The sequence below is a fragment of the Paenibacillus sp. B01 genome (assembly GCF_009649995.1).
Classification (GTDB): domain Bacteria; phylum Bacillota; class Bacilli; order Paenibacillales; family Paenibacillaceae; genus Paenibacillus_O; species Paenibacillus_O pasadenensis.
Genome location: NZ_CP045802.1, coordinates 2167170 through 2186484 on the forward strand (window position 1 = coordinate 2167170; position 19315 = coordinate 2186484).

Consider the following 19315-nt stretch of genomic DNA (forward strand, 5'->3'; position numbering starts at 1 on the left):
CTTGTTCCTGTATAAAATCGAGCTGCAGCTGCCGGAAGGCAAGCAGGCGCATCTGATCGTGCTCGCGGCGAGCGACGAGAAGGCGTTCTCCTACGTCGAAAGCCATGCGCAGCGCCATTTCCTGCATACCCCCGAGCTCCAGTCGATCGCCATCGTCGAGAAGAAGCGGCCCGAGCCGGGCAGCGGCTATCTGATCGAAGGCTGATCCGTTTCGCGCGCCGAGCGGCCGCGGCGTCCACCATGGACGCCGCGGCCGCTTTTTGTCTTGGCGCGGCAAAAAAAGCGGGAGGAGGCAGGTTTCCCTGCCGCCTCCCGCTCGCAATAAAGGCGGATGAGTCCGGCGTTACTTATAATTCGCTTCCGTGTAGTTGTTGCCCGCGTTCCAGAGCAGGTATTCCTTGACGCCCGTGTCGTGGAGCGCCTGGATCTGCGCCTCGACCTCGGCCTTGCCGTACTTGATGTAGTTGCCCTTGCCGAGCCAGCTCGCCGTGAAGTCTTGGATCCAAGGGCGGATGACCGGCTTGAAGCTGCCGATCGGATCGAGCTTCTTGTGCGTATCGACCATCGAGCCTTTGATGACGTCGTAAGGCTTCGTATCCGGCGCCTTGGCGCCGTACCAGCCGGTCGAATAGTGGCTCGGGTAGACCATCGGACTGATGACGTCGACATATTTGGAGATTTTGACGAAGTCCTGGCCGATGCCCTCGGCAGCCGGGACGGAGGCGGCGTAGCCGAAAATGTCGACCGAGACGCGGACGCCGAGATCGGCCATCTGCTCCCGCGCGTACTTGACGAATCCGGCGACCGCGTCGACGCGGCTGATGTCGGTCTTCTCATACTTGAGCGAGTCGGCTTTTTTCTCGAAGCCTTCCGGAAAGCGCACGTAATCGAACTGGATTTCCTTGAAGCCGAACTTGACCGCTTCCTTGGCGACAGCGATGTTGTAGTCCCAGACTTCCTTGGAATAAGGGTTGACGAAGCTGTCGCCCTTGCCGTTCTTCCAGACGCTGCCGTCTCCGCGCACGAAGCTGAGCTCCGGATTTTTCGCCGCGAGCACCGTATCCTTGAAGACGACGATGCGGGCGATCGGATACACTTTATGCTGCTCGAGCGTCTTCATGAGGCCCGGGAGATCCTTGATGTATTTCTTGGCCGTGCCCATCTCCAGCAGCTCGGGATTGTCGGTCGGGTAGGTGATGTAGCCGTAGTCGTCCTTGATGTCGACGACCATGCTGTTGAGCTCCGTCCGGTCGAGCAGCGAGAGCAGCTTCTCCAGCCGCGCGCCGCCGGCGCTGTGCGCCGTCGCGTAGATGCCTTTGACCTCGGGCGCGTCCGGCTGCGGATCCTTCTTGACGAACTCGCCGCCGGCGTCCGGAGCCTTGACCTCCGCGTCCGGCATCGCGATCACCGGCTTGCCCGCGGCCGCGTTCACATAGGACGCCATCATCTGATGAGAGGCGTCCGACTCCGGACCGGTCCCGCCCGACAACAGCTGCATCAGCAGCAGCATCGTTGAATACACCATTTCCATTCTGTTCTCTCCCTATGTACTCTTCTCATGAAATTATAAAACAAGATCCGACAAGCTGACACAAGAAATTTCAGCTAAAAAAGGCCCGCCTGGCGGCGGGCCCTCGGCCTTCTCGGATCGAGAAGGGTCAATGCAGAAGCGTCAGCTTCTGGTATTCGCAAATGCTGTGCTGCACGATCTCCATCGCGTCAGACGGCTCCAGCACGGACAGTCCGTCCCGGAGGACAATCTTGAGATCAAGCTCATGCGCCGTAAGGAAGGAATGAAGCTCAGGCGCCAGCTTTTCCACAATCCTCGAAAGTTTGACCGTTTCCACTTCCACCTTGCATCACCCTTTCTCATTCAGATAACAGGGCAGAACGCTGGGCATGAAACAATGAACTACGGGATAGCTCCAGTATACTCCAATGCGGAGGAGGAAGAAAGGGAAGGGGCCACAAATCCGCTTCCGCCTCTTCCTCCGGTCAGCCGTTGCGCCGGAAATCGCCCATGACGCCGACCGTCTCCACGATATTCACGAACGCCTTCGGATCGAGGCGCCGGACCATCCGCTTCAGCTCGTCGAGCTCGTAGCGGGTCGTCACCGTCATCAGCATGTCGCGCTCCTCGGAGGAGAAGGCGCCTCTCGTCTTGACGATCGTCACGCCGCGCGGACGGGAGAGCATCTGCTTCAGCAGCTCCTCCGTCTTCTGCGTCACGATGAAGGCCGTCACCTTGAGGTGGCGGATATGGACGAGGTCGACGACTTTCCCGGCGGTGAAGATGGAGATCAGCGAGTAGAGCGCGATGTCCCAGTTGCCGGTGAAGACGACGAGGATGCCGATGACGAGGCCGTTGAGGATGAAGATCATCATGCCGACGGGGAGGTCGCGGCTGCGGCTGACGATCGACGCGATGATGTCGAAGCCGCCGGACGAGCCTCCGGCGCGCAGGCAGAGGCCGGTCCCGAATCCGAGCAGCAACCCGCCGAATACCGAGGCGAGCAGGATGTCCTGCGCGACCGGCTGGACAGGGATGAGCTGCATGAAGGCGCTGGCGGCGACGACGGAGTAGCTGCTCCAGAAGACGAAGCGGCGGCCGAGCGTGAACCAGCCCCAGGCGAGCACCGGAACGTTGAGCGCCAGGTACAGCCAGCCGATGTTGCTGCCGGTCAGGTAGCCGATCATCATGGAGATGCCGGAGATGCCCCCGCTCAGCAGCTGCTCCGGAATCAGGAGGATATTGAAGGCGGCCGCGATGAGCATCGAGCCGGCCGTGACGGCCAGCCAGGAGGCCAATGCTTGGTAAGGCTTCATGCTTCCTCCGTTTCCGCCGCCGGAGGCTTGTCCCCTGGGCGGCCGTTCCCTTTGCATACGCCCGTAGTATGGCTGTTTGCCTGCGACTGGTATTCACCAGGTTCTTTGTGCTATACTTAACAGGATATTTTTGAAGCGAGCTTCGCAAAGAGAAGGAGTTTGAATAAGATTTGAAAACATTTGCTGAATTTGGCCTCGACGCTAAGGTGTTGCAGGCAATTACGGAGCTGGGATTCGAGGAATCCACGGCAATTCAAGATAAGGCCATCCCGATCGCCCTCGCAGGCACCGATCTCATCGGCCAGGCCCAGACGGGCACAGGCAAGACCGCAGCCTTCGGCATCCCCCTCATCAACAACATTCCGACGACCGAGGATCGCATCGTTGCGCTCATCATGACGCCTACCCGCGAGCTGGCCATCCAGGTCGCCGAGGAGATCGGCAAGCTTTCCCGCTTCAAGGGCATCCGTTCCCTTCCGATCTACGGCGGACAAGAGATCGGCCGCCAGATCCGCGCGCTCAAGAAGCGTCCGCAGATCATCATCGGCACCCCGGGCCGTCTGCTCGACCACATCAACCGCAAGACGATCAAGCTTGACGACGTCCAGCACGTCGTGCTTGACGAGGCGGACGAAATGCTCGACATGGGCTTCATGGAGGACATCACGTCCATTCTGAGCCTCGTGCCGGAGCAGCGCCAGACGATGCTCTTCTCGGCGACGATGCCTCCGAACATCCAGCGTCTCGCCCAGCAGTTCCTCAAAAATCCCGAGCATGTCTCGGTCATCCCTAAACAGGTTACCGCTCCGACGATCGACCAGGCCTACATCGAAGTGCACGAGCGTCAGAAGTTCGACGCCCTGAGCCGCTTGCTCGATATGGAAAGCCCAGAGCTGGCGATCATCTTCGGCCGCACGAAGCGCCGCGTCGACGAGCTGAGCGAAGCGCTGCAAAAGCGCGGCTACTCCGCGGACGGCCTGCATGGCGACCTGAGCCAGAACCAACGCGACAACGTCATGCGCAAGTTCCGCGACGGCAGCATCGACGTGCTCGTCGCGACGGACGTCGCGGCTCGCGGCCTCGACGTATCCGGCGTGACGCATGTCATCAACTTCGACCTCCCGCAAGATCCGGAGAGCTATGTCCACCGCATCGGCCGTACGGGCCGCGCCGGCAAGGAAGGCACGGCATGGAGCTTCGTGACGCCGCGCGAGACGGATCACCTGCACTTCATCGAGAAGGTGACGCGCCAGCGCATCTCCAAGAAGCCGGTTCCGTCCATCGCGGAGGCGATCGAGGGCAAGCAGCGCATCACGGCGGAGCGCATCATCGAGATCGTGCAGACGGACAGCTTCCAAGAGTACAAGGGCATCGCCATCCAGCTGCTGGAGCAGTACGACTCCGTCAATGTGCTCGCTTCGGCGATCAAGCTGATCACCGGCGAGAAGAAGGACGTCAGCATCGAGCTGACGCCGGAAGATCCGATCCGCGCCAAAAAGCGCCGTCCGGATGTACGTTCGAGCGGTCGCCGCTTTACGGGCAGCGGCTACGGCGGCAATCGCGGCGGCACTGGCGGCGGTACTGGCGGCGGTACTGGAGGCAGCGGCAGCGCTCCTCGTGGACGCAGCGGATACGGCAGCGGCAGCAGCAGCTACGGCGGCAATCGCGGCGGCAGCCGTGACGGCTACAAGCCGAGAGGCGAGGGCGGCCGCAGCTACGAAAGCCGCGGAGAGAACCGCGGCAACAGCGGCAGCGGCGGCGGCGACCGTCGTCCCAAGTTCTCCTCGGACGACTTCGTCAACCAATAATCCTGCACGATGCGTCTAGACGAAAAGCCGGGACAACCGCATTTGCGGCCATCCCGGCTTTTCGTTTGCAAAGAAGAAGGTGCATCGCCGTTTCATGCCTAGCCCCGATCCAGCGGAGTCGCCTTCCGGACCGAGCTTATCCTGCCTGGCAGGAGTCCCGTAGTCCGGTCTCGGTCGGCATCCGTCGGATCAGTACCAGAATGCACGTGTGATGATGACCAGAAGAATGAACAGGACCAGAATGGCTCCCGTGCTGTATCCGCCGAAGCCGCCACCGAATCCTCCGTAAGCTGCGCCCATATCGACACCTCCTATGAAATGGATTGATTTGGGTGAAGCTGATGTCAGTGTATGCGGGGGACAGTTGTACGGACAGGACGAATGCCCGGTCTCGATATAGTTGGGCTTCTGCTGCGATACGCGGTATAATAGAAGCAATAGTCAGCTGGGGGGAATGAGTACGACATGGAAATGAGAGGCATTATGGGCGGCTTCTACCGCCTTTCCGAATGGATCATGAGGCTTGCGGTCATCAATCTGCTGTGGGTCGTCTGCTCCTTTCCGTTTGCGTTTTTGGTGCTGACCGCATTCCTTTCCACGGGGATCGAAGATGTCGACGTTGCGGCAAGCTTTTTCAGCTGGATGTTCCTCGCGCTCGTCGTCGCCCCGTTCACGCTGTTCCCGGCGACGTCCGCGATGTTCGGCGTCGCGCGCAAGTGGGTCATGGGCGACCTGGACGTGCCTCTGTTCAAGACCTTTTTCCGGACCTACAAGGAAAACTATGTGCAGAGCATGGTCGGCGGCATCTTGTATGCGCTTCTATTCGCCATCATGATCGTCGATTACCGGGTATATATGAACAATCCGAGCCTGCAGCTCGTCTCGTACATCTTCATCGGCCTGATGCTGCTGCTGTCGATCTCGGTGTTCAATTTCTTCTCGATGGTCGTGCATTATCACATGAAGACGTTCCAGCTGCTCAAAAATGCGATCCTCATCACGATCGGGCGGCCGCTGCGCTCGTTCTCCACGGCGATCGTGGCCGGGTTCATCCTGTATATCAGCTTCACGAAGATCACGTTCCTGATCCCGTTTTTCATGGGCAGCTTGATCGCTTACTTCGCATTCTGGAACTTCTACCTCGTCTACCAGAAGGTGCAGTCCCAGCTGGAGGAGAAGAATCGGCTCGCCGCGGAAGAAGCCGACGTCGTGGATACGGAGCTTGGAGAGGGCGCCAAAAAATAAAGCGGCGAATTTTACTTTTGCGGCCGCAAGGCTTATAATAGCTATACATCCTGCGATGCTCGTTACGGCTTTAAATTGTTTTGAACCAATGGCTGTTTCCCGGGAGTTCAACATCGATGTGCGGCTGACACGCCTTCATTTCATGGAGGATCTCAAAGGCAGATCTGCGGACACCCACCTGCGAGAGCGGGTTCAGAAACAAGCAAGCCGGACGGCATCGCGGGACTTAATTCTAGAGTTCAAGACGACTCTGACAGCTGTCAGAGCCTTTTTTTTGAAACGGCATGCCTGATGCCGACATACGAGCCACACCCTTATACATAGAGGTCGGAGGGGGAATCATCCTTGCTGAAACGGACGCTTTTCGGTTTGCTGCGCAGCTTCGAGCAGTCGGGGGACAAGGCGAAGGATCCGCTGCTCAAGTCCCATTACTACAAGCTCTCCAAGGACAAGGCTTTTGACGAGGTTCTAAGCACGCTCAAGAAGATGCAGGGCTACAAGGTGCTGCATGACGTGCCGTCGGTCGGCGAGATCGTACTGGAGAAGCGGACCGTCACGGGCCGGACGATGGACATCACCGTCTCGGTCATCGGTACGGGACCCGTCACATCCGCGGTCGATATCTACTCCGCCTCGCGGGGCTCCCTCGGGGATCTCGGCGCCAATTACCGGGTCATCCTCGATATTTACCGCACCCTGGACAAAAAGCTGGCGGCCGTCAAGACGACCTCCTGAACAAGCAAAAAGCGAGCGAAGGACATCGTCCCTGCTCGCTTTTCTGTTCCTGGCGCTACAGCAGCGCGCGCACCGCTTCGACAGCGGCTTCGTAATTCGGATGCTCGGTCATCTCGCCGAGCACCTCGACATAACGGATCGTGTCGTCGGCGTCGAGAACGAAGATCGAACGCATGTCGAGGCCGAATTCCTTGATGTAGACGCCGTAGGCTTGGCCGAACTCATTGCCCTTGTAGTCGGAAAGAAGGACGACTTTGTCGATGCCCGCCGCTCCGCACCAGCGCGCCTGGGCGAAAGGCAAGTCCGCGCTCACCGTCAGCACGGCCACGTTGTCGCCGAGCTTCGCGGCTTCCTCGTTGAAGCGGCGGGTCTGGGCGTCGCATACGCCGGTGTCGATGCTCGGCACGACGCTGATCAGCTTGATCTTGCCTGCATAATCGCCGAGCGTGGCCGTGTCCACGAGCGATTTGTTGAGGGTGAATGCAGGGGCTTTGTCGCCTGCCTGAAGCTGCGGGCCGACCAGCGTGATCGGGTTGCCCTTGAAGCTTGCTTGACGTTCTTGAGCCATCTGATATGTCCTCCTTCATTTGCAACAATGGAATAGGAAATGCCTTCTCATTATAAACATTCGCCAACCCGGTTGTCCAATCGGGAAAGAAGGGGAGAGCCTCATGATTTTCCTGCGCTACGAAAGCTTTCGGGGATACCTGAAGTCGTATCCCGTCACGTCGATCCTGATCGCGCTGAACTTGATCCTGTTCGCCGGCCAGCTGCTGACGAACGACCGCCTCACCTACGATCTGATGTTCATCCAGTGGCAGGATCAGCCCGGCTATGCCGACAATGCCTTCGGCCTCCAGGAGCCGTGGAGGTACATCACCTCGATTTTCGTGCACGGCAGCCTGCAGCATCTGTTCTTCAACCTGTTCGCCTTGCTCGTTTTCGCTCCGCCGCTGGAGCGGCTTATCGGCGCCTGGCGCTACACGCTGCTGTACGTGCTGAGCGGCATCGCCGGGAACGTGCTGTCCGCGGTCGCGATTACCGGAGTCCAGTCGTCTCTCGGCGCGTCAGGCGCCATTTACGGCGTTTACGGCGCCTATCTGTTCATGGCGCTGCACCGCAAGGGCATGATGGACGAGAGCTCGGTCAAGACGGTCTACATGATTCTGATCCTGGGCGTCGTGTCGCTGCTGTTCTATTCCAACATCAACTGGTATGCCCATCTGGGCGGCCTCATCGGCGGCTATCTGATCTACGCCGCGATGGACAACAAGGAGCGCTACCGCCGGGCCCGCCAGCGTTGAGGCGGGGGTTGCGGCAACCCTAGCCATGCCCCCCATGCGGCGCTGATCAGCCGCGTGGGGCGTTGCAGGAGCTGGCCTCGCATAACAGCGAGTCCTGCTCCGCCAAACGAAAAGCCCCTTCCGTCTGGAGACGGAAGGGGCTTTTCGTTTGCGTGTTATTCGCGGTTGCTGAAGAAGATCATGATGTACTTGACCAGCTCCAGCAGAGAGATGAGGGCGGCCGCGACGTAGGTCAAGGCGGCGGCGTTGAGCACTTTGGATACGCCGCGCTCTTCCTCGTTGGAGATGAAGCCCTCGGATACCATCAGCTCGCGGGCGCGGCTGCTGGCGTTGAACTCGACCGGCAGCGTGATGAGCTGGAAGGCCACGGCGACCGAGAAGAAGATGATGCCGATGCCGATCAGGCCGGTCGCCTGGAACAGGAAGCCGCCGAGCAGCAGGAACGGCGCGATGCCGGAGGCGAAGTTGACGACCGGGAAGATCCGGTGGCGCAGCGTCAGCATCGGGTAGCTCACCTTATGCTGGATCGCGTGGCCGACCTCGTGGCAGGCGACCGAGATCGCCGATATGGAGCTCTCGTAGTAGACCGGCTCCGACAAGCGGACGACGCGGTGGATCGGATCGTAGTGGTCGCTCAGGCGGCCCGGAACCGGCTCGATCGGCACGTCGTACAGTCCGTTCGCGTCAAGCAAGCGGCGCGCGGCCTCGTAGCCCGTCAGGCCGCTCATCGCCTGCACCTCGGACCAGCGGTTGAACGTGCCCTTGACTCTGAACTGCGCCCAGATCGACAGAGCGAAGGCGATCAGGATCAGGAAGTCCATCGGATGAAAAAACAAGGCAATCCCTCCATCTTTCTTCGTTGGCTACATGAAATTGCCCTTGTTCAGAATCAGCATCAGCGCCTCGATGCATGCCGCGGTCTGCGGGATGAGGCGCTTGACGGCTTGGTTGGCCTGCTTCGGCTTGAGATTCTGAATGACGGGCTCAAGCTCCTTGACCTCGCGCTCGAGCTGCGTCAGATGCAGCTCGAGATCGCTGAGCCGCTGCGTGACCTGGGACACGGATGAGACCTTGGTCCAGCTGTCCAGGGCTTGCTTGATTTCGTCCAACGTATATTTTTCTTTCTTCAACTGTTCTATACGCTGGAGGCGTTCCAAGGTTTCACGACTATAGAGCCGATAATTGCCCTCGCTGCGGGCTTCGGGCTGGATCAAGCCTAGCTTCGTGTAGTAGTCGATCGTTCTGGAGCTGACCTCAGCCTGCTTGGACAATTCACCGATCTTGAGCAGTTGTTCAGCCATTTCTCCTCCACCATCCTTATCAAACCCTTGCTTCTCTATGAAAACTATGATAATCGGTAAGCCTTCATGCCGTCAAACCCAGCCGTTTCCTGTTGCCGGTCCAGCGAGGGAGAAAAGCGGGATTGTCGAGAAAGCTTACATGAAGGCTGGATGCATCGCATGACTTCTGACGGATCGGTTTTTCATCCTGCTTTCGCGGCAAAACCGAAGGATAGCCTGGGAGGATCGTCCGTTCTCGCTGAATGTGGGGGGAAAACTTAACATTCGTTACGATATGAAAGGGGAACGTTTGATATTCTTTTCGTTTCTGAAAAATAGGTTATTGTCAAAGCAGGTACTTCTGACTATAATGGCATTAAGTCTTTCATCACACGTTAGAGAACATTACATTAGGGAGTGGTCGTAGTGGTCAAAAAGATGCTGATTTCCATGAGCGCATTGCTGGTGCTTTTCCCGGCGATGGCGTTCGCAGAGGATCCTTCGGGAGCGACGCTCAACATGGGTCTAAATGCCCTGTGGGTCATGCTGGCGGCGATTCTGGTCCTGCTCATGCAAGGAGGATTCATCCTGCTGGAGACGGGCTCGACCCGCATGAAGAACGCCGGGCACGTCGCCGGCAAGACGATCTTCACGGTCGGCCTTTGCTCGCTGGTCTACTGGGCGCTCGGCTACGGCATCGCCTTCGGAGGCTCCGGCAACGACTTCTTCGGATGGGGAGACTTCTTCTTCGATCCGGCCAAGACGTCGGTCGACAACGGCCTTCCTACTACGGTCTTCTTCCTGTTCCAGCTCGCTTTCGCGGCGGTATCGCTGTCGATCGCATGGGGCGGCTTCGCGGAACGCGCCAAGCTGTCCGTATACTTGATCTTCACGATTCTGTTCACGGCTCTCATCTATCCGGTCGTCGCGCACTGGATCTGGGGCGGCGGCTTCCTTGCCCAAGACGGCGCGCAAGACTTCGCAGGCTCTACCGTCGTCCACTTGACCGGCGCCCTGGCCGCTCTGGCCGGCACGATCCTGCTCAAGCCGCGCATCGGCAAGTTCAACAAGGACGGCTCCGCCAATGAGATCCTCGGCCACAACCAAGTGTTCACGGCGCTGTCGGTCCTCATCCTGTGGGTAGGCTGGTTCGGCTTCAACGCCGGCTCCACGGTCGCGATCGGCGACGGCTTCTTCGGCTTCGTCGCCTTCAACACCCAGCTGGGCGCAGCCGGCGGCGCAGTCGCGGCGCTGCTCATCTCCTGGGCGGTGCTGGGCAAGGCGGACATCGGCACGACGCTGAACGGCGCGCTCGCCGGCCTCGTCGCCATCACAGCCTCCTGCGCGTTCGTCGATCCATGGGCGGCAGTCGTCATCGGCTTGGTCGCCGGCATTCTCGTTTTCTACAGCGTCCGCTTCTTCGAAAAAATGAAAATCGACGATCCGATCTTCGCCCTCTCCGTGCACGGCGCGGCCGGCATCTGGGGCACGCTCGCCAACGGCATCTTCGCCACGGAAGAGCTCGCCACCAAAGTCGGCGTCGGCCAAGGCGGCTTGATCGATACCGGCAGCTGGCATCAGCTGTGGGTCCAGTTCGAGAGCGTCGTCATCTGCGGCGTGTTCGTCCTCGCCGCGAGCTTCATCCTGCTCGGCATCATGAAGGCCATCATGGGCCTGCGCGTCACGGAGGAGCAGGAGATCGCCGGCCTCGACCTGAGCGAGCACGGCAACTACGGCTATCCGGAGCAGCTCAAAAAACCTTCCGGCCAGAATATCCAAGCGTAGCGAAATCTGCTACACTTCATCCAGAGCTTGGATCAGGCCAGAGGGGAGAGACGCCGCATGACAGACCCGGGTTGGCATCAGCTGCTTCACGGAATCGCCCGCGCGGAAGATTCCGCCAGCCTGCATCGCCTTCGCGAGCTTGTCCACGACCGGATGGTCGCCCGGCTGCCTCAGCAACAGACAGAGCAATTCTATGCCGAGCTGAATGACGCGCACGACGCTATGATTCGTCGCGCCATTCAGCTCGCTCAAAGCGAATTGGCGCGGCTCGGGATGGGAACTCCCCCCGCGCCTTTTGCCTATTTGTTGTTCGGGAGCGGCGGGCGCAGGGAACAGACATTGCTCAGCGATCAGGACAGCGGCATCGTTTATGGCGATTCGCCGGATGGCGAAGGCCGAGAAGAAAGCCGCCGCTATTTTGCCGCCCTGTCGGACCAGGTCGTCCAGCTGCTGCTCGGGGCGGGCTATCCGCTCTGCGAGGGCAATGTGCTGAGCAGCAATTCGGAGTGGTGCCGCCCGCTTTCGAGCTGGCAGGAGCGGCTCGGGCGCTGGTTCGACGAGCCGGCGTGGGAGCCGGTGCGCTATTTGCTGATCGTGGCGGACAGCCGCTGCGTGTTCGGCGCTCCGGAGCTCCACGAGGAGCTCATGGCCTACTTTTATCGAGACGTCATCCAACAGCCCGTCATCGTGAAGCGAATGCTGGAAAATACGATGAAGCACAAGGTGCTGCTCAATGTGTTCGGCCAGCTCCTGCGGGAGCCGTACGGCGAAGACGCGGGCAGCCTCGACATCAAATACGGCGCCTACATCCCGATGGTCAATGCCATCCGCCTGCTGGCGATCGAGGCCAACCTGCGCGAGACGGGCACGCTGGAGAGAATCCGCGCGCTCGAGGAGCAGGGGCTCGTGCAGCGCTCTGAGGCGGCGGAGTGGATTCAGACGTTCCGCCTGTTCCTGCGGCTGCGGATGATGACGACCGAGCGCATCGAGAACGGCCGGTTCACGACCAACGGCAAGCTGAGCTCGCGCAAGCTGACGAAGGAGATGGCGGAGGAGCTGAAAAGCGGCCTCAAGGTCGGCAAGAAGCTGCAGCGGCGGGTGTACCGGCATACGATGAACAGGCTCTGACGGATGGAAAGGAGTCAACATGAAGGAAAGCAAAGGCGTCAGTCGAATGTGGCAGCTGTACAAGATGGGAGGCGTCACGCCGGCCCTCGCGTCCATGCTGGGAGCGCAGAACGCGCAGCAGATGGCCTTTATGCGCTCGGTCAACCGCGACCTGCGCAAGCAGTCTCTGCTCGATACGCCATTCGACGATCTGGAGACCGTCGTATTCGACTTGGAGACGACGGGCTTCTATCCGTACAACGGAGACGAGATCATCAGCTTCGGCGCGGTGCTGCTCAAGGGAGGGGAGCCGGTCGAGGGCAAGACGTTCTACAGCCTCGTCAACCCGAAGCGCAAAGTTCCCCTCCATATCACGGAGCTGACCGGCATTACGAGCGCAATGGGCGAGGACGCGCCGGAGCTGGCCGACGTGCTGCATGATTTCATGGACTTCTGCGGGAAGCGCCTGCTCATCGCGCATGGGAGCGGGCATGACAAGCAGTTCCTGAACGCCGCCTTGTGGAGGACGTACAAATGCAATCTGACCCATCGCGTGCTCGACACGATGATGGTCGCCAAATGGCTGCAGCCTGGACGGGAATCATACGGCCTCGACGAGCTGCTGGCGGAGGAGCGCATCCCGATCACGCGCCGCCACCACGCGCTGGAGGATTGCTTTATGCAGTCGCGGCTATGGCGGACGTACCTCGGGAGGATCCGCTCGCGCAACATCCATACGCTCGGCGACCTATACGCTTATTTGAGCCAGCACTGAGCGCCGGAGGCCTTCCGGTCCGGAGGCATAAGCGGCGATTTCCGGTTCGGCGGCGTTTTCCAGCGATACGATCCACATGCCAGGCCCTTCGGCGAGTCCGAAGGGCTCTTCGGCGCGCGGGGAGCCGGTCCAAAGCGCCGCGCGGCGGTCTTCTTCCGACGGGGCGGCAGGTCCTCGAGGATGGGAGTGATAAACGGCGATCAGGCGGAGGCCGGAGCGGACGAGGCGGTAATGCGCTTCGATCCATTCGGCGGGATCGAGCCGGTAGTGGCGCAGCGGATCGGGATGGCAGTTGCGGAGCGGCAAGATGCAGGTGACGATGCCGCAAGGGTCGTCGGCCGAAGCTGCGGCTAGGCCGCATGCCTCCTGCGGCGCTGCCTGACGGCAGCGGGCGACGAGCTGGCCGAACGCCGAGGCCGAGAGCAGGTAATCGGCATTTTTCATAGCGGGCGCTCCTTTGGGGGATCATGGAAGGGACGGCCTTGAGTCGGCCTCCTCATTCATGATACCATGTCGATGACAGGAAGACGGCAGTAGCGAAGGAAGGTAGAGCATGAAAAAGGGAATGACCGTGCTGATTCTGCTGGCCGCGGTGCTGGCCGGAGGCTGGATCTGGATGGACCGGGCGGACATGCCGCTCGGCGCAGGATTGTTCTCGGGCGGCCAAGACGCCAAGCCCAAGGAAGGCTACGATGCGCCCGCGTTCTCTCTCCCCGGGCTGGACGATAAGACCTATGCGGTCGGCGGCGCTCGCGAGAAGCCGGTGCTGGTCAATTTCTGGGCCTCCTGGTGCGGCCCGTGCGACGCCGAAGCGCCGGATTTGCAGGAGCTGTTCGAGAAGTACGGCGACCGGATCGATTTTTACGGCGTCAACTCGACGGACTACGACCGCGAGCGCGACGCGCGCGCCTTCGTCGACGAGAAGAAGCTGACGTTCCCGATTCCGATGGACCGGGACGGTGTGGCTACGAAGGCGTACAAGGTCAGCAACTTCCCGACCTCGCTGCTGATCGGAACGGACGGCAAGGTGAGGGAGCGCATTACCGGCGTCATCACGAAAAAGCAGTGGGAGCAGAAGCTGGACGATCTGCTCGCGCAGCCGCGGCAGCCCGGCGCCTGAAGCCGGACGGGCAGCCGGGACGGACGGGTGAATCGGACTGCCGAATCGGACAGCCGGATTGGACAGCCGGATTGGACAGCCGGATTGGACAGCCGGGACGGACAGTCGAATCGGACAGCCGAATGGGACAGCCGGACGGGCAGCCGGGCGGACAGTCGGAACGGGCGCTGGATCGGACCGTGGCGAGACGCTCCCGCTCGGCGGCGCGGCGGTGCGATCGAACGGCCCCTCGGGGCTCGCAGGCGCGGACACAAAAAAGGCAGCTCCCCTTGTCGGGAGCTGCCTTTTGGCATATCGAATCAATGATTGACGACGCCGGTCCGCATGCGCAGGGCATCGTCGCCGGAGCCGCTCTCCAGGCGCGCCATGCCGAGCAAGGCATAGCGGATGCTGTCGAGCAGAGCCTCCCAGCTCGCCTCGATGACGTTGCCGGATACGCCGACCGTATTCCAGCTGCTGGACAGGTCGCTGGACTCGATGAGCACGCGCACCTTGGCCGCCGTCGCGTCCTTCTCGTCGAGCACGCGTACCTTGTAGTCGGCGAGATGGATGTCGTTGATGCGCGGATAGAACGGCAGCAGCGCCTTGCGCAAGGCGTTGTCGAGCGCGTTGACGGGGCCGTTGCCCTCGGCGGCGGTATAGACGGACTCCTGGCCGACCCGCAGCTTGACGATCGCTTCGGTGACCATGCCGTGCGAGGTCTTTTCGAGGAGGATCTTGAACGACTCGACGGCGAACACCTCGTCCAGGCCGCCGAAGGCGTCGCGCAGCAGCAGCTCGAGGCTGGCGTCGGCCGCCTCGAACTGGTAGCCCTGATGCTCGAGGTCCTTGATCCGCTCCATGATCGCGCGCGTATTGTCGTTGTTGCTCGTCACGTCGAGGCCCATCTCCTGCGCCTTGGAGATGACGTTGCTCTGGCCGGCTAGCTCGGAGACGAGGATCCGCTGCTTGTTGCCGACGAGATCCGGCTCGATATGCTCGTACGTCTTGGAATCCTTGAGGATGGCCGAGACGTGGATGCCGCCCTTGTGGGCAAAGGCGGCGTTGCCGACATACGGCTGGCCGACCGGCATGCTGACGTTGGCGATCTCGCTGATGTAGCGGGCCGTAGGCGTCAGCAGCCGCAGCCGCTCGCGGCCGATGGCCGAATAGCCGAGCTTGAGCTCGAGGCTCGGCAGGATCGAGCACAGGTTGGCGTTGCCGCAGCGCTCGCCGTAGCCGTTGATCGTGCCCTGCACCTGGGTCGCGCCGGCGGCGACGGCCGCGAGCGTGTTGGCGACGGCCAGCTCGCAGTCGTTATGCGTATGGATGCCGAGCGGGGCGTCGATCTCGGAGCGGACGCGGCTCACGATATCGGAGATCTCGCCGGGCATCGTGCCGCCGTTGGTGTCGCACATGACGAGCCAGTCGGCGCCGGCCTCGCGCGCGCGCCGCAGGACGGCGAGGGCATAGTCGGGATTGTGCTTGAAGCCGTCGAAAAAATGCTCCGCGTCAAAGATCGCCTCGAGGCCGCGCTGCTTGAGGAAGGCGATGGAGTCGAAGATCATGGACAGGTTCTCCTCCAGCGTCGTGCCGAGCGCCGTGTGCACGTGGAAGTCCCAGGACTTGCCGACGAGCGTGGCCGCCTGCACGCCGGACTCCGCGATCCGCAGCAGGCTCGCGTCCTGCTCGGCGACGCTGTGCTTGCGCCTCGTGCTGCCGAAGGCGGTGATCTTGGCGTTCAGGCCTAGCTTCTGCACGCGCTGGAAAAACTCGATGTCCTTGCTGTTGCTGCCCGGGTTGCCGCCTTCGATATAATGGACCCCAAGCTCATCCAGCTTGAGGGCGATCTTGAGCTTGTCGTCGGCGGAGAGGCTGATGCCCTCGCCTTGGGTGCCGTCCCGTAAGGTCGTGTCGAAGATGGAGATGGCTTGGCTCATAGACGAACGAATCCCCCTTTGATGTGTTGCCGCATTCATGCGCAGAAGTATTGGGTGAAAGATTACTTTATTATAACACCGCGGCTGCGCAGGATAGAAGAGAAAGTGCAATTTTTCCTCGCGGTTGACCCTCGGGAAGGGCGGGGGTATGCTTCTAGTACAAGGACGAGGACTGCGGAAAAGGAGGCGCTCTCATGGAGAAGCGGGAAGAGGGCCGGGAGGCGCGGAAGGGACGGGTCGTCCTGCATCTGGACATGAACGCCTTCTACTGCTCGGTCCACGAGGCCGAGGAGCCGGAAAAATACGCCGGCAAGCCGACGGCGGTAGCGGGCAGCGTGGAGCTGCGCAAAGGCATCATCGTCACCTGCTCGTATCCGGCCCGCGCCAAAGGCGTGCGCACCGGCATGACCGTCCGCCAGGGACTGCAGCTCTGTCCCGAGCTGATGCTGATCCGGCCGGACTTCGACCTGTACCGGCGCTATTCCCAAGGCTTCCGGCAGATCGCCGCCTCCTATACGCCGATCATGGAGACGGTGTCGATCGACGAATGCTACCTGGACATCACCGGCTCGTCGCTGTTCGGGTCCCCGCTCGAGATCGCGGAGACGATCCAGCGCCGCATCCGGCTCGAGTGGTCGCTGCCGTGCTCGGTCGGCATCGGCCCGAACAAGCTGCTCGCCAAGATGGCGTCGGACATGAAGAAGCCGTCGGGCCTGACGGTGCTGCGCATCCGCGACGTGCCGCGGCTGCTCTGGGACAAGCCGTGCGACCAGCTGTTCGGCATCGGGCGCAAGACGGCCGACAAGCTGCGCAAGCTGAACATCCGCACGATCGGCCAGCTCGCGGCGGCGGACGAGACGCTGCTGCTGTCGCAGTTCGGCGTGTACGGGCCGCATATGAAGGAGGCCGCGAACGGCATCGACCGCTCGCCTGTGCGCGAGACGAAGGAAGCGAGCAAGTCGGTCGGCCATACGACGACGCTGCCCGCCAACGTCTCCGCCCGGCCGGAGATCCACCGCGTGCTGCTCAATCTCGCCGACCAGACAGCGCGCCGCATGCGCCGCAAGGGCTTCGTCGCCGGCTGCGTGCAGATTACGGTGCGGCTGCCGGACATGACGACCTATACGCGCTCCCGCACGCTGGACAAGCCGCTCGAGGACGCGGCGAGCATCCATCGCGAAGCCTGCCGCCTGTTCGACGAGCATTGGCCGCGGCCGGAGCCGGTGCGGCTGCTCGGCATTACGCTCCAGAGCCTGCAGCCCAAGGACAGCGCGGCGGTGCAGCTCGATCTGTTCGAATACGAGCAGGAGCCTCGGCGGGAGGCGCTGACCAAGGCGATGGACGCGCTGCGCGACAAGTTCGGAGAGAGCGCCGTGCTGACGGCGGGCATGCTCGGAGAGGATCCGTCGGCGCTCATCCGCAACCGCAAGCTGCGCGGCACCTCCTTGCAAATCGATGAGGATTTTGTTATAAATTGATGTGTACAGACAGGCTGATAACGGGTAAGAATACTCTTATCCGATTATAAGGGCCACAGGCTTCATTTATTGGAGGAGGGAACACCATGGGCAAATATACATGGGTCGATAAAGACACCTGCATCGCATGCGGAGCATGCGGCGCGACGGCCCCTGATATTTACGATTACGATGACGAGGGTCTCGCCGAGACGATCTACGAAGGCGACGGCAACACGGGAACGAAGATCATTCCGGACGATCTGTTCGACGATCTGCAGGACGCGTGCGACGGCTGTCCGACCGACTCCATCAAGATCGCCGACGAACCGTTCAACCTGTAAATCATCGCTCTCATGCCGCCTGCCCGGATACCCGGGCAGGCTTTTTCGCGGTTCGGGACCGCGGCCTCATGGAGACGGCGCGTCGAATTGCCGATAGTACCTCTTGAAGGGCGCACGGAAGGAGCGGATGCGGGTGGACGACAAGGAACAAGGCGGAAGCGGAGGCGGGCCGCAGGAAGGGGAAGCCGCCGCGCGGCAGCGGCTGGAGGAGCTCAAGCGCTACCTGGCCTCCAATCCATCGAACCGGATGGCTTGGTTTTTGCTGGGCAAGACCTACGCCTCGCTGGGCAAGGAAGGAAAGGCCAATTACTGCTATCTGCGATCGGGTCCGATCTACGAGGCGTATGAGAACGAGCCTCATCCGTTCGAAAATCTGGCCGCCGAGGATTGGCTGGACCGCTGGAACGAGCCGCGGCGCGGGGGCGTCGCCAGAACGGCGCTGCGCGCTGCCATCCTGATCGCGGCCGGCCTGGCGCTGCTTCCGGCGGCGTCCTGGGCGCCGGGAACGGCGCTGCCGGCGACGGTGGACAAGCCCGGCGGACAGCCGGCTGCCGTCTCCAAGCCGGCGCAGCGCGACGGGGACGGGAGCGGCATCGGCATCGTATGGGTCGACGCACGGAGCTTTCCGGAGGGCGCGGCTGCCGCCGTCGACGCCTTGTCGCGAGCCGGTGGAGAGGATCGGGCGGTCGCGGCGACGCTGCCGGAGGCGGGCTCGCATTATCGCTGGCGATCGGAAGCGGCGGGAGCGGCGCTGGCCAGCCGCGCGTCTGGCGGGGACTACCTCGTGCGGGAGCCGGCCGGCCGGGAAGAATGCGGCTGCGAGAGCGGACTGTCGGCGGAAGCCGACGAAGCCGTCCGCTCCGAGAAGGCGCTGCAGGAGCAGCGCTGGTCCGTCGTGAGCGGCATCCGGAGCTTCGAGCGGCGATACGGCAAATGGCCGGCCCGCCTGGAGGACCTGCTGCGTCCTTACCCGGACAATATCCTCGCCGGCCGCGCAGACGGCATGGAGGAGCGGTTCGACGGCTGGCTGAAGGAAGCGAAGCAGCCGGCCGCGCCCGCCGCCGGAGCGGCCGGAGGGGCGCCTGGCGGGGCGGCGGCCGGACAGGCGACGGGCGGAGCTTCGGCCGGCCGCGGGCGTCTGGCTGCGGCGATGGCAGAAAGCTTCCGCATCGTCGTCGATACGAAGGCCCGCCGGCTCGCCGTCTTCAGCGGCCCTGTCGCGGTGCGCGTCTATGCGGCCGGGCTCGGGGGCGAGCGGACGCCGCTCGGCCGCTTCGAGATCAGCGAGAAGGTCCGCAATCCGAATGGAAGCTCGACCGGCAGCTTCGGCAGCCGCGGCATGACGCTGTCCGACACGCGCTATGCGATCCACGGCACCGACGAGCCGGACTCGATCGGCAAGGACGAGTCCCTCGGCTGCGTGCGGCTCGGGCGGGACGATGTGGAGGAGCTGTACGACCTGGTGCCGATCGGCACTCCGGTCACGATTCAGGAGGGCGGCTTGGAGCGGCTGCAGCCGGAATCCGGACAGCCGAAAAAGAGCCGCTACCGGGTCGAACCCGCGGCTCTCGAGGAGAATCCGGGCAAGCGGTACGACTGGCTGTAAGCCC

22 protein-coding genes and 1 other RNA gene are annotated in these 19315 nt (G+C 61.9%); 13 read left to right on the forward strand and 10 right to left on the reverse strand.

Features of this window, described 5'->3' with window-relative positions; all coding sequences use genetic code 11:
* Position 1 precedes the first annotated feature (1 nt).
* On the forward strand, positions 2-205 hold the full coding sequence (locus GE073_RS09205) for a DUF3906 family protein (RefSeq protein WP_028599504.1): 204 nt from the start codon (positions 2-4) through the stop codon (positions 203-205).
* Positions 206-343: 138 nt separating this feature from the next.
* Here the strand turns inward: GE073_RS09205 and GE073_RS09210 are convergent, their stop codons facing one another.
* From GE073_RS09210 to GE073_RS09220, 3 genes are all read right to left on the reverse strand, one after another.
* Positions 344-1531 (reverse strand): putative glycoside hydrolase, encoded by a 1188-nt coding sequence (locus tag GE073_RS09210; RefSeq protein ID WP_153783319.1) that lies wholly within the window; start codon positions 1529-1531, stop codon positions 344-346.
* Between the two features lie 127 nt (positions 1532-1658).
* Complete coding sequence (locus GE073_RS09215) at positions 1659-1853, reverse strand: hypothetical protein (RefSeq protein WP_028599506.1); 195 nt, start codon at positions 1851-1853, stop codon at positions 1659-1661.
* 142 nt (positions 1854-1995) lie between these two features.
* Entirely contained in the window at positions 1996-2826 is an 831-nt protein-coding gene (locus tag GE073_RS09220) for a YitT family protein (RefSeq protein ID WP_028599507.1), read from the reverse strand.
* A gap of 170 nt (positions 2827-2996) precedes the next feature.
* Here GE073_RS09220 and GE073_RS09225 point away from each other — a divergent pair, with 170 nt between their 5' ends.
* Positions 2997-4634: a degradosome RNA helicase CshA gene (locus GE073_RS09225; RefSeq protein WP_028599508.1), complete on the forward strand. Its 1638-nt coding sequence runs from the start codon at positions 2997-2999 to the stop codon at positions 4632-4634.
* Between the two features lie 189 nt (positions 4635-4823).
* Here GE073_RS09225 and yjcZ read toward each other — a convergent pair whose 3' ends face one another.
* Positions 4824-4934 carry a sporulation protein YjcZ gene (gene yjcZ / locus GE073_RS09230; RefSeq protein WP_084137398.1) on the reverse strand — a complete coding sequence of 37 codons (111 nt, stop codon included), beginning with the start codon at positions 4932-4934 and terminating at the stop codon, positions 4824-4826.
* A 165-nt stretch (positions 4935-5099) separates the two neighbouring features.
* Here yjcZ and GE073_RS09235 point away from each other — a divergent pair, with 165 nt between their 5' ends.
* From GE073_RS09235 to GE073_RS09245, 3 genes are all read left to right on the forward strand, one after another.
* On the forward strand, positions 5100-5879 hold the full coding sequence (locus tag GE073_RS09235) for a YesL family protein (protein WP_028599509.1): 780 nt from the start codon (positions 5100-5102) through the stop codon (positions 5877-5879).
* Between the two features lie 44 nt (positions 5880-5923).
* Positions 5924-6109, forward strand: a non-coding RNA gene (gene ssrS / locus GE073_RS09240) — 6S RNA.
* 115 nt (positions 6110-6224) lie between these two features.
* Positions 6225-6614 carry a DUF1499 domain-containing protein gene (locus tag GE073_RS09245; RefSeq protein WP_028599510.1) on the forward strand — a complete coding sequence of 130 codons (390 nt, stop codon included), beginning with the start codon at positions 6225-6227 and terminating at the stop codon, positions 6612-6614.
* A gap of 55 nt (positions 6615-6669) precedes the next feature.
* Here GE073_RS09245 and tpx read toward each other — a convergent pair whose 3' ends face one another.
* On the reverse strand, positions 6670-7182 hold the full coding sequence (gene tpx / locus GE073_RS09250; protein WP_043111525.1) for a thiol peroxidase: 513 nt from the start codon (positions 7180-7182) through the stop codon (positions 6670-6672).
* Positions 7183-7285: 103 nt separating this feature from the next.
* On the opposite strand from tpx, the gene GE073_RS09255 reads away from it, so the two are divergent.
* Positions 7286-7918, forward strand: coding sequence for a rhomboid family intramembrane serine protease (locus GE073_RS09255; protein ID WP_028599511.1), 633 nt, complete (start codon positions 7286-7288; stop codon positions 7916-7918).
* A 155-nt stretch (positions 7919-8073) separates the two neighbouring features.
* Here GE073_RS09255 and GE073_RS09260 read toward each other — a convergent pair whose 3' ends face one another.
* Entirely contained in the window at positions 8074-8739 is a 666-nt protein-coding gene (locus GE073_RS09260; protein ID WP_043111552.1) for a zinc metallopeptidase, read from the reverse strand.
* A gap of 42 nt (positions 8740-8781) precedes the next feature.
* Entirely contained in the window at positions 8782-9219 is a 438-nt protein-coding gene (locus tag GE073_RS09265; protein WP_028599513.1) for a MerR family transcriptional regulator, read from the reverse strand.
* A 429-nt stretch (positions 9220-9648) separates the two neighbouring features.
* Between GE073_RS09265 and GE073_RS09270 the strand changes: the two genes are divergently transcribed.
* A complete protein-coding gene (locus GE073_RS09270) occupies positions 9649-10983 on the forward strand; it encodes an ammonium transporter (protein WP_373864127.1) in 1335 nt (444 codons plus the stop codon).
* Between the two features lie 9 nt (positions 10984-10992).
* On the opposite strand, the gene GE073_RS25410 is transcribed toward GE073_RS09270, so the two are convergent.
* Positions 10993-11235 carry a hypothetical protein gene (locus GE073_RS25410; RefSeq protein ID WP_228551933.1) on the reverse strand — a complete coding sequence of 81 codons (243 nt, stop codon included), beginning with the start codon at positions 11233-11235 and terminating at the stop codon, positions 10993-10995.
* Here GE073_RS25410 and GE073_RS09275 point away from each other — a divergent pair.
* Both GE073_RS09275 and GE073_RS09280 read left to right on the forward strand, forming a co-directional pair.
* Positions 11137-12111: a DUF294 nucleotidyltransferase-like domain-containing protein gene (locus GE073_RS09275; protein WP_228551842.1), complete on the forward strand. Its 975-nt coding sequence runs from the start codon at positions 11137-11139 to the stop codon at positions 12109-12111. The genes GE073_RS25410 and GE073_RS09275 overlap by 99 nt on opposite strands.
* Positions 12112-12130: 19 nt before the next feature.
* Positions 12131-12865 (forward strand): exonuclease domain-containing protein, encoded by a 735-nt coding sequence (locus GE073_RS09280; protein ID WP_028599516.1) that lies wholly within the window; start codon positions 12131-12133, stop codon positions 12863-12865.
* On the opposite strand, the gene GE073_RS09285 is transcribed toward GE073_RS09280, so the two are convergent.
* Complete coding sequence (locus GE073_RS09285) at positions 12839-13309, reverse strand: M67 family metallopeptidase (protein WP_043111526.1); 471 nt, start codon at positions 13307-13309, stop codon at positions 12839-12841. The genes GE073_RS09280 and GE073_RS09285 overlap by 27 nt on opposite strands.
* 109 nt (positions 13310-13418) lie before the next feature.
* Here GE073_RS09285 and GE073_RS09290 point away from each other — a divergent pair, with 109 nt between their 5' ends.
* Positions 13419-13985, forward strand: coding sequence for a TlpA family protein disulfide reductase (locus GE073_RS09290; protein WP_028599517.1), 567 nt, complete (start codon positions 13419-13421; stop codon positions 13983-13985).
* A gap of 299 nt (positions 13986-14284) precedes the next feature.
* On the opposite strand, the gene cimA is transcribed toward GE073_RS09290, so the two are convergent.
* Positions 14285-15904, reverse strand: coding sequence for a citramalate synthase (gene cimA, locus GE073_RS09295; RefSeq protein ID WP_028599518.1), 1620 nt, complete (start codon positions 15902-15904; stop codon positions 14285-14287).
* A gap of 194 nt (positions 15905-16098) precedes the next feature.
* On the opposite strand from cimA, the gene GE073_RS09300 reads away from it, so the two are divergent.
* The 3 genes from GE073_RS09300 to GE073_RS09310 all read left to right on the forward strand — a co-directional run bounded on the left by GE073_RS09300 (position 16099) and on the right by GE073_RS09310 (position 19311).
* Positions 16099-17382: a DNA polymerase IV gene (locus tag GE073_RS09300; RefSeq protein WP_028599519.1), complete on the forward strand. Its 1284-nt coding sequence runs from the start codon at positions 16099-16101 to the stop codon at positions 17380-17382.
* Between the two features lie 86 nt (positions 17383-17468).
* Positions 17469-17705 carry a ferredoxin gene (locus tag GE073_RS09305; RefSeq protein WP_028599520.1) on the forward strand — a complete coding sequence of 79 codons (237 nt, stop codon included), beginning with the start codon at positions 17469-17471 and terminating at the stop codon, positions 17703-17705.
* Positions 17706-17838: 133 nt separating this feature from the next.
* Positions 17839-19311 (forward strand): L,D-transpeptidase, encoded by a 1473-nt coding sequence (locus tag GE073_RS09310; protein WP_153783320.1) that lies wholly within the window; start codon positions 17839-17841, stop codon positions 19309-19311.
* Positions 19312-19315: the final 4 nt, after the last annotated feature.

What these genes read in the sequence shown, in the direction of transcription:
- GE073_RS09210 (WP_153783319.1), bottom strand. Translation starts at nt 1,531, where the DNA reads ATGGAAATGGTGTATTCAACGATGCTGCTGCTGATGCAGCTGTTGTCG.
- GE073_RS09220 (WP_028599507.1), bottom strand. Translation starts at nt 2,826, where the DNA reads ATGAAGCCTTACCAAGCATTGGCCTCCTGGCTGGCCGTCACGGCCGGC.
- yjcZ (WP_084137398.1), bottom strand. Translation starts at nt 4,934, where the DNA reads ATGGGCGCAGCTTACGGAGGATTCGGTGGCGGCTTCGGCGGATACAGC.
- GE073_RS09235 (WP_028599509.1), top strand. Translation starts at nt 5,100, where the DNA reads ATGGAAATGAGAGGCATTATGGGCGGCTTCTACCGCCTTTCCGAATGG.
- tpx (WP_043111525.1), bottom strand. Translation starts at nt 7,182, where the DNA reads ATGGCTCAAGAACGTCAAGCAAGCTTCAAGGGCAACCCGATCACGCTG.
- GE073_RS09255 (WP_028599511.1), top strand. Translation starts at nt 7,286, where the DNA reads ATGATTTTCCTGCGCTACGAAAGCTTTCGGGGATACCTGAAGTCGTAT.
- GE073_RS09260 (WP_043111552.1), bottom strand. Translation starts at nt 8,739, where the DNA reads ATGGACTTCCTGATCCTGATCGCCTTCGCTCTGTCGATCTGGGCGCAG.
- GE073_RS09265 (WP_028599513.1), bottom strand. Translation starts at nt 9,219, where the DNA reads ATGGCTGAACAACTGCTCAAGATCGGTGAATTGTCCAAGCAGGCTGAG.
- GE073_RS09270 (WP_373864127.1), top strand. Translation starts at nt 9,649, where the DNA reads ATGAGCGCATTGCTGGTGCTTTTCCCGGCGATGGCGTTCGCAGAGGAT.
- GE073_RS09275 (WP_228551842.1), top strand. Translation starts at nt 11,137, where the DNA reads ATGGTCGCCCGGCTGCCTCAGCAACAGACAGAGCAATTCTATGCCGAG.
- GE073_RS09280 (WP_028599516.1), top strand. Translation starts at nt 12,131, where the DNA reads ATGAAGGAAAGCAAAGGCGTCAGTCGAATGTGGCAGCTGTACAAGATG.
- GE073_RS09285 (WP_043111526.1), bottom strand. Translation starts at nt 13,309, where the DNA reads ATGAAAAATGCCGATTACCTGCTCTCGGCCTCGGCGTTCGGCCAGCTC.
- GE073_RS09290 (WP_028599517.1), top strand. Translation starts at nt 13,419, where the DNA reads ATGAAAAAGGGAATGACCGTGCTGATTCTGCTGGCCGCGGTGCTGGCC.
- cimA (WP_028599518.1), bottom strand. Translation starts at nt 15,904, where the DNA reads ATGAGCCAAGCCATCTCCATCTTCGACACGACCTTACGGGACGGCACC.
- GE073_RS09300 (WP_028599519.1), top strand. Translation starts at nt 16,099, where the DNA reads ATGGAGAAGCGGGAAGAGGGCCGGGAGGCGCGGAAGGGACGGGTCGTC.
- GE073_RS09305 (WP_028599520.1), top strand. Translation starts at nt 17,469, where the DNA reads ATGGGCAAATATACATGGGTCGATAAAGACACCTGCATCGCATGCGGA.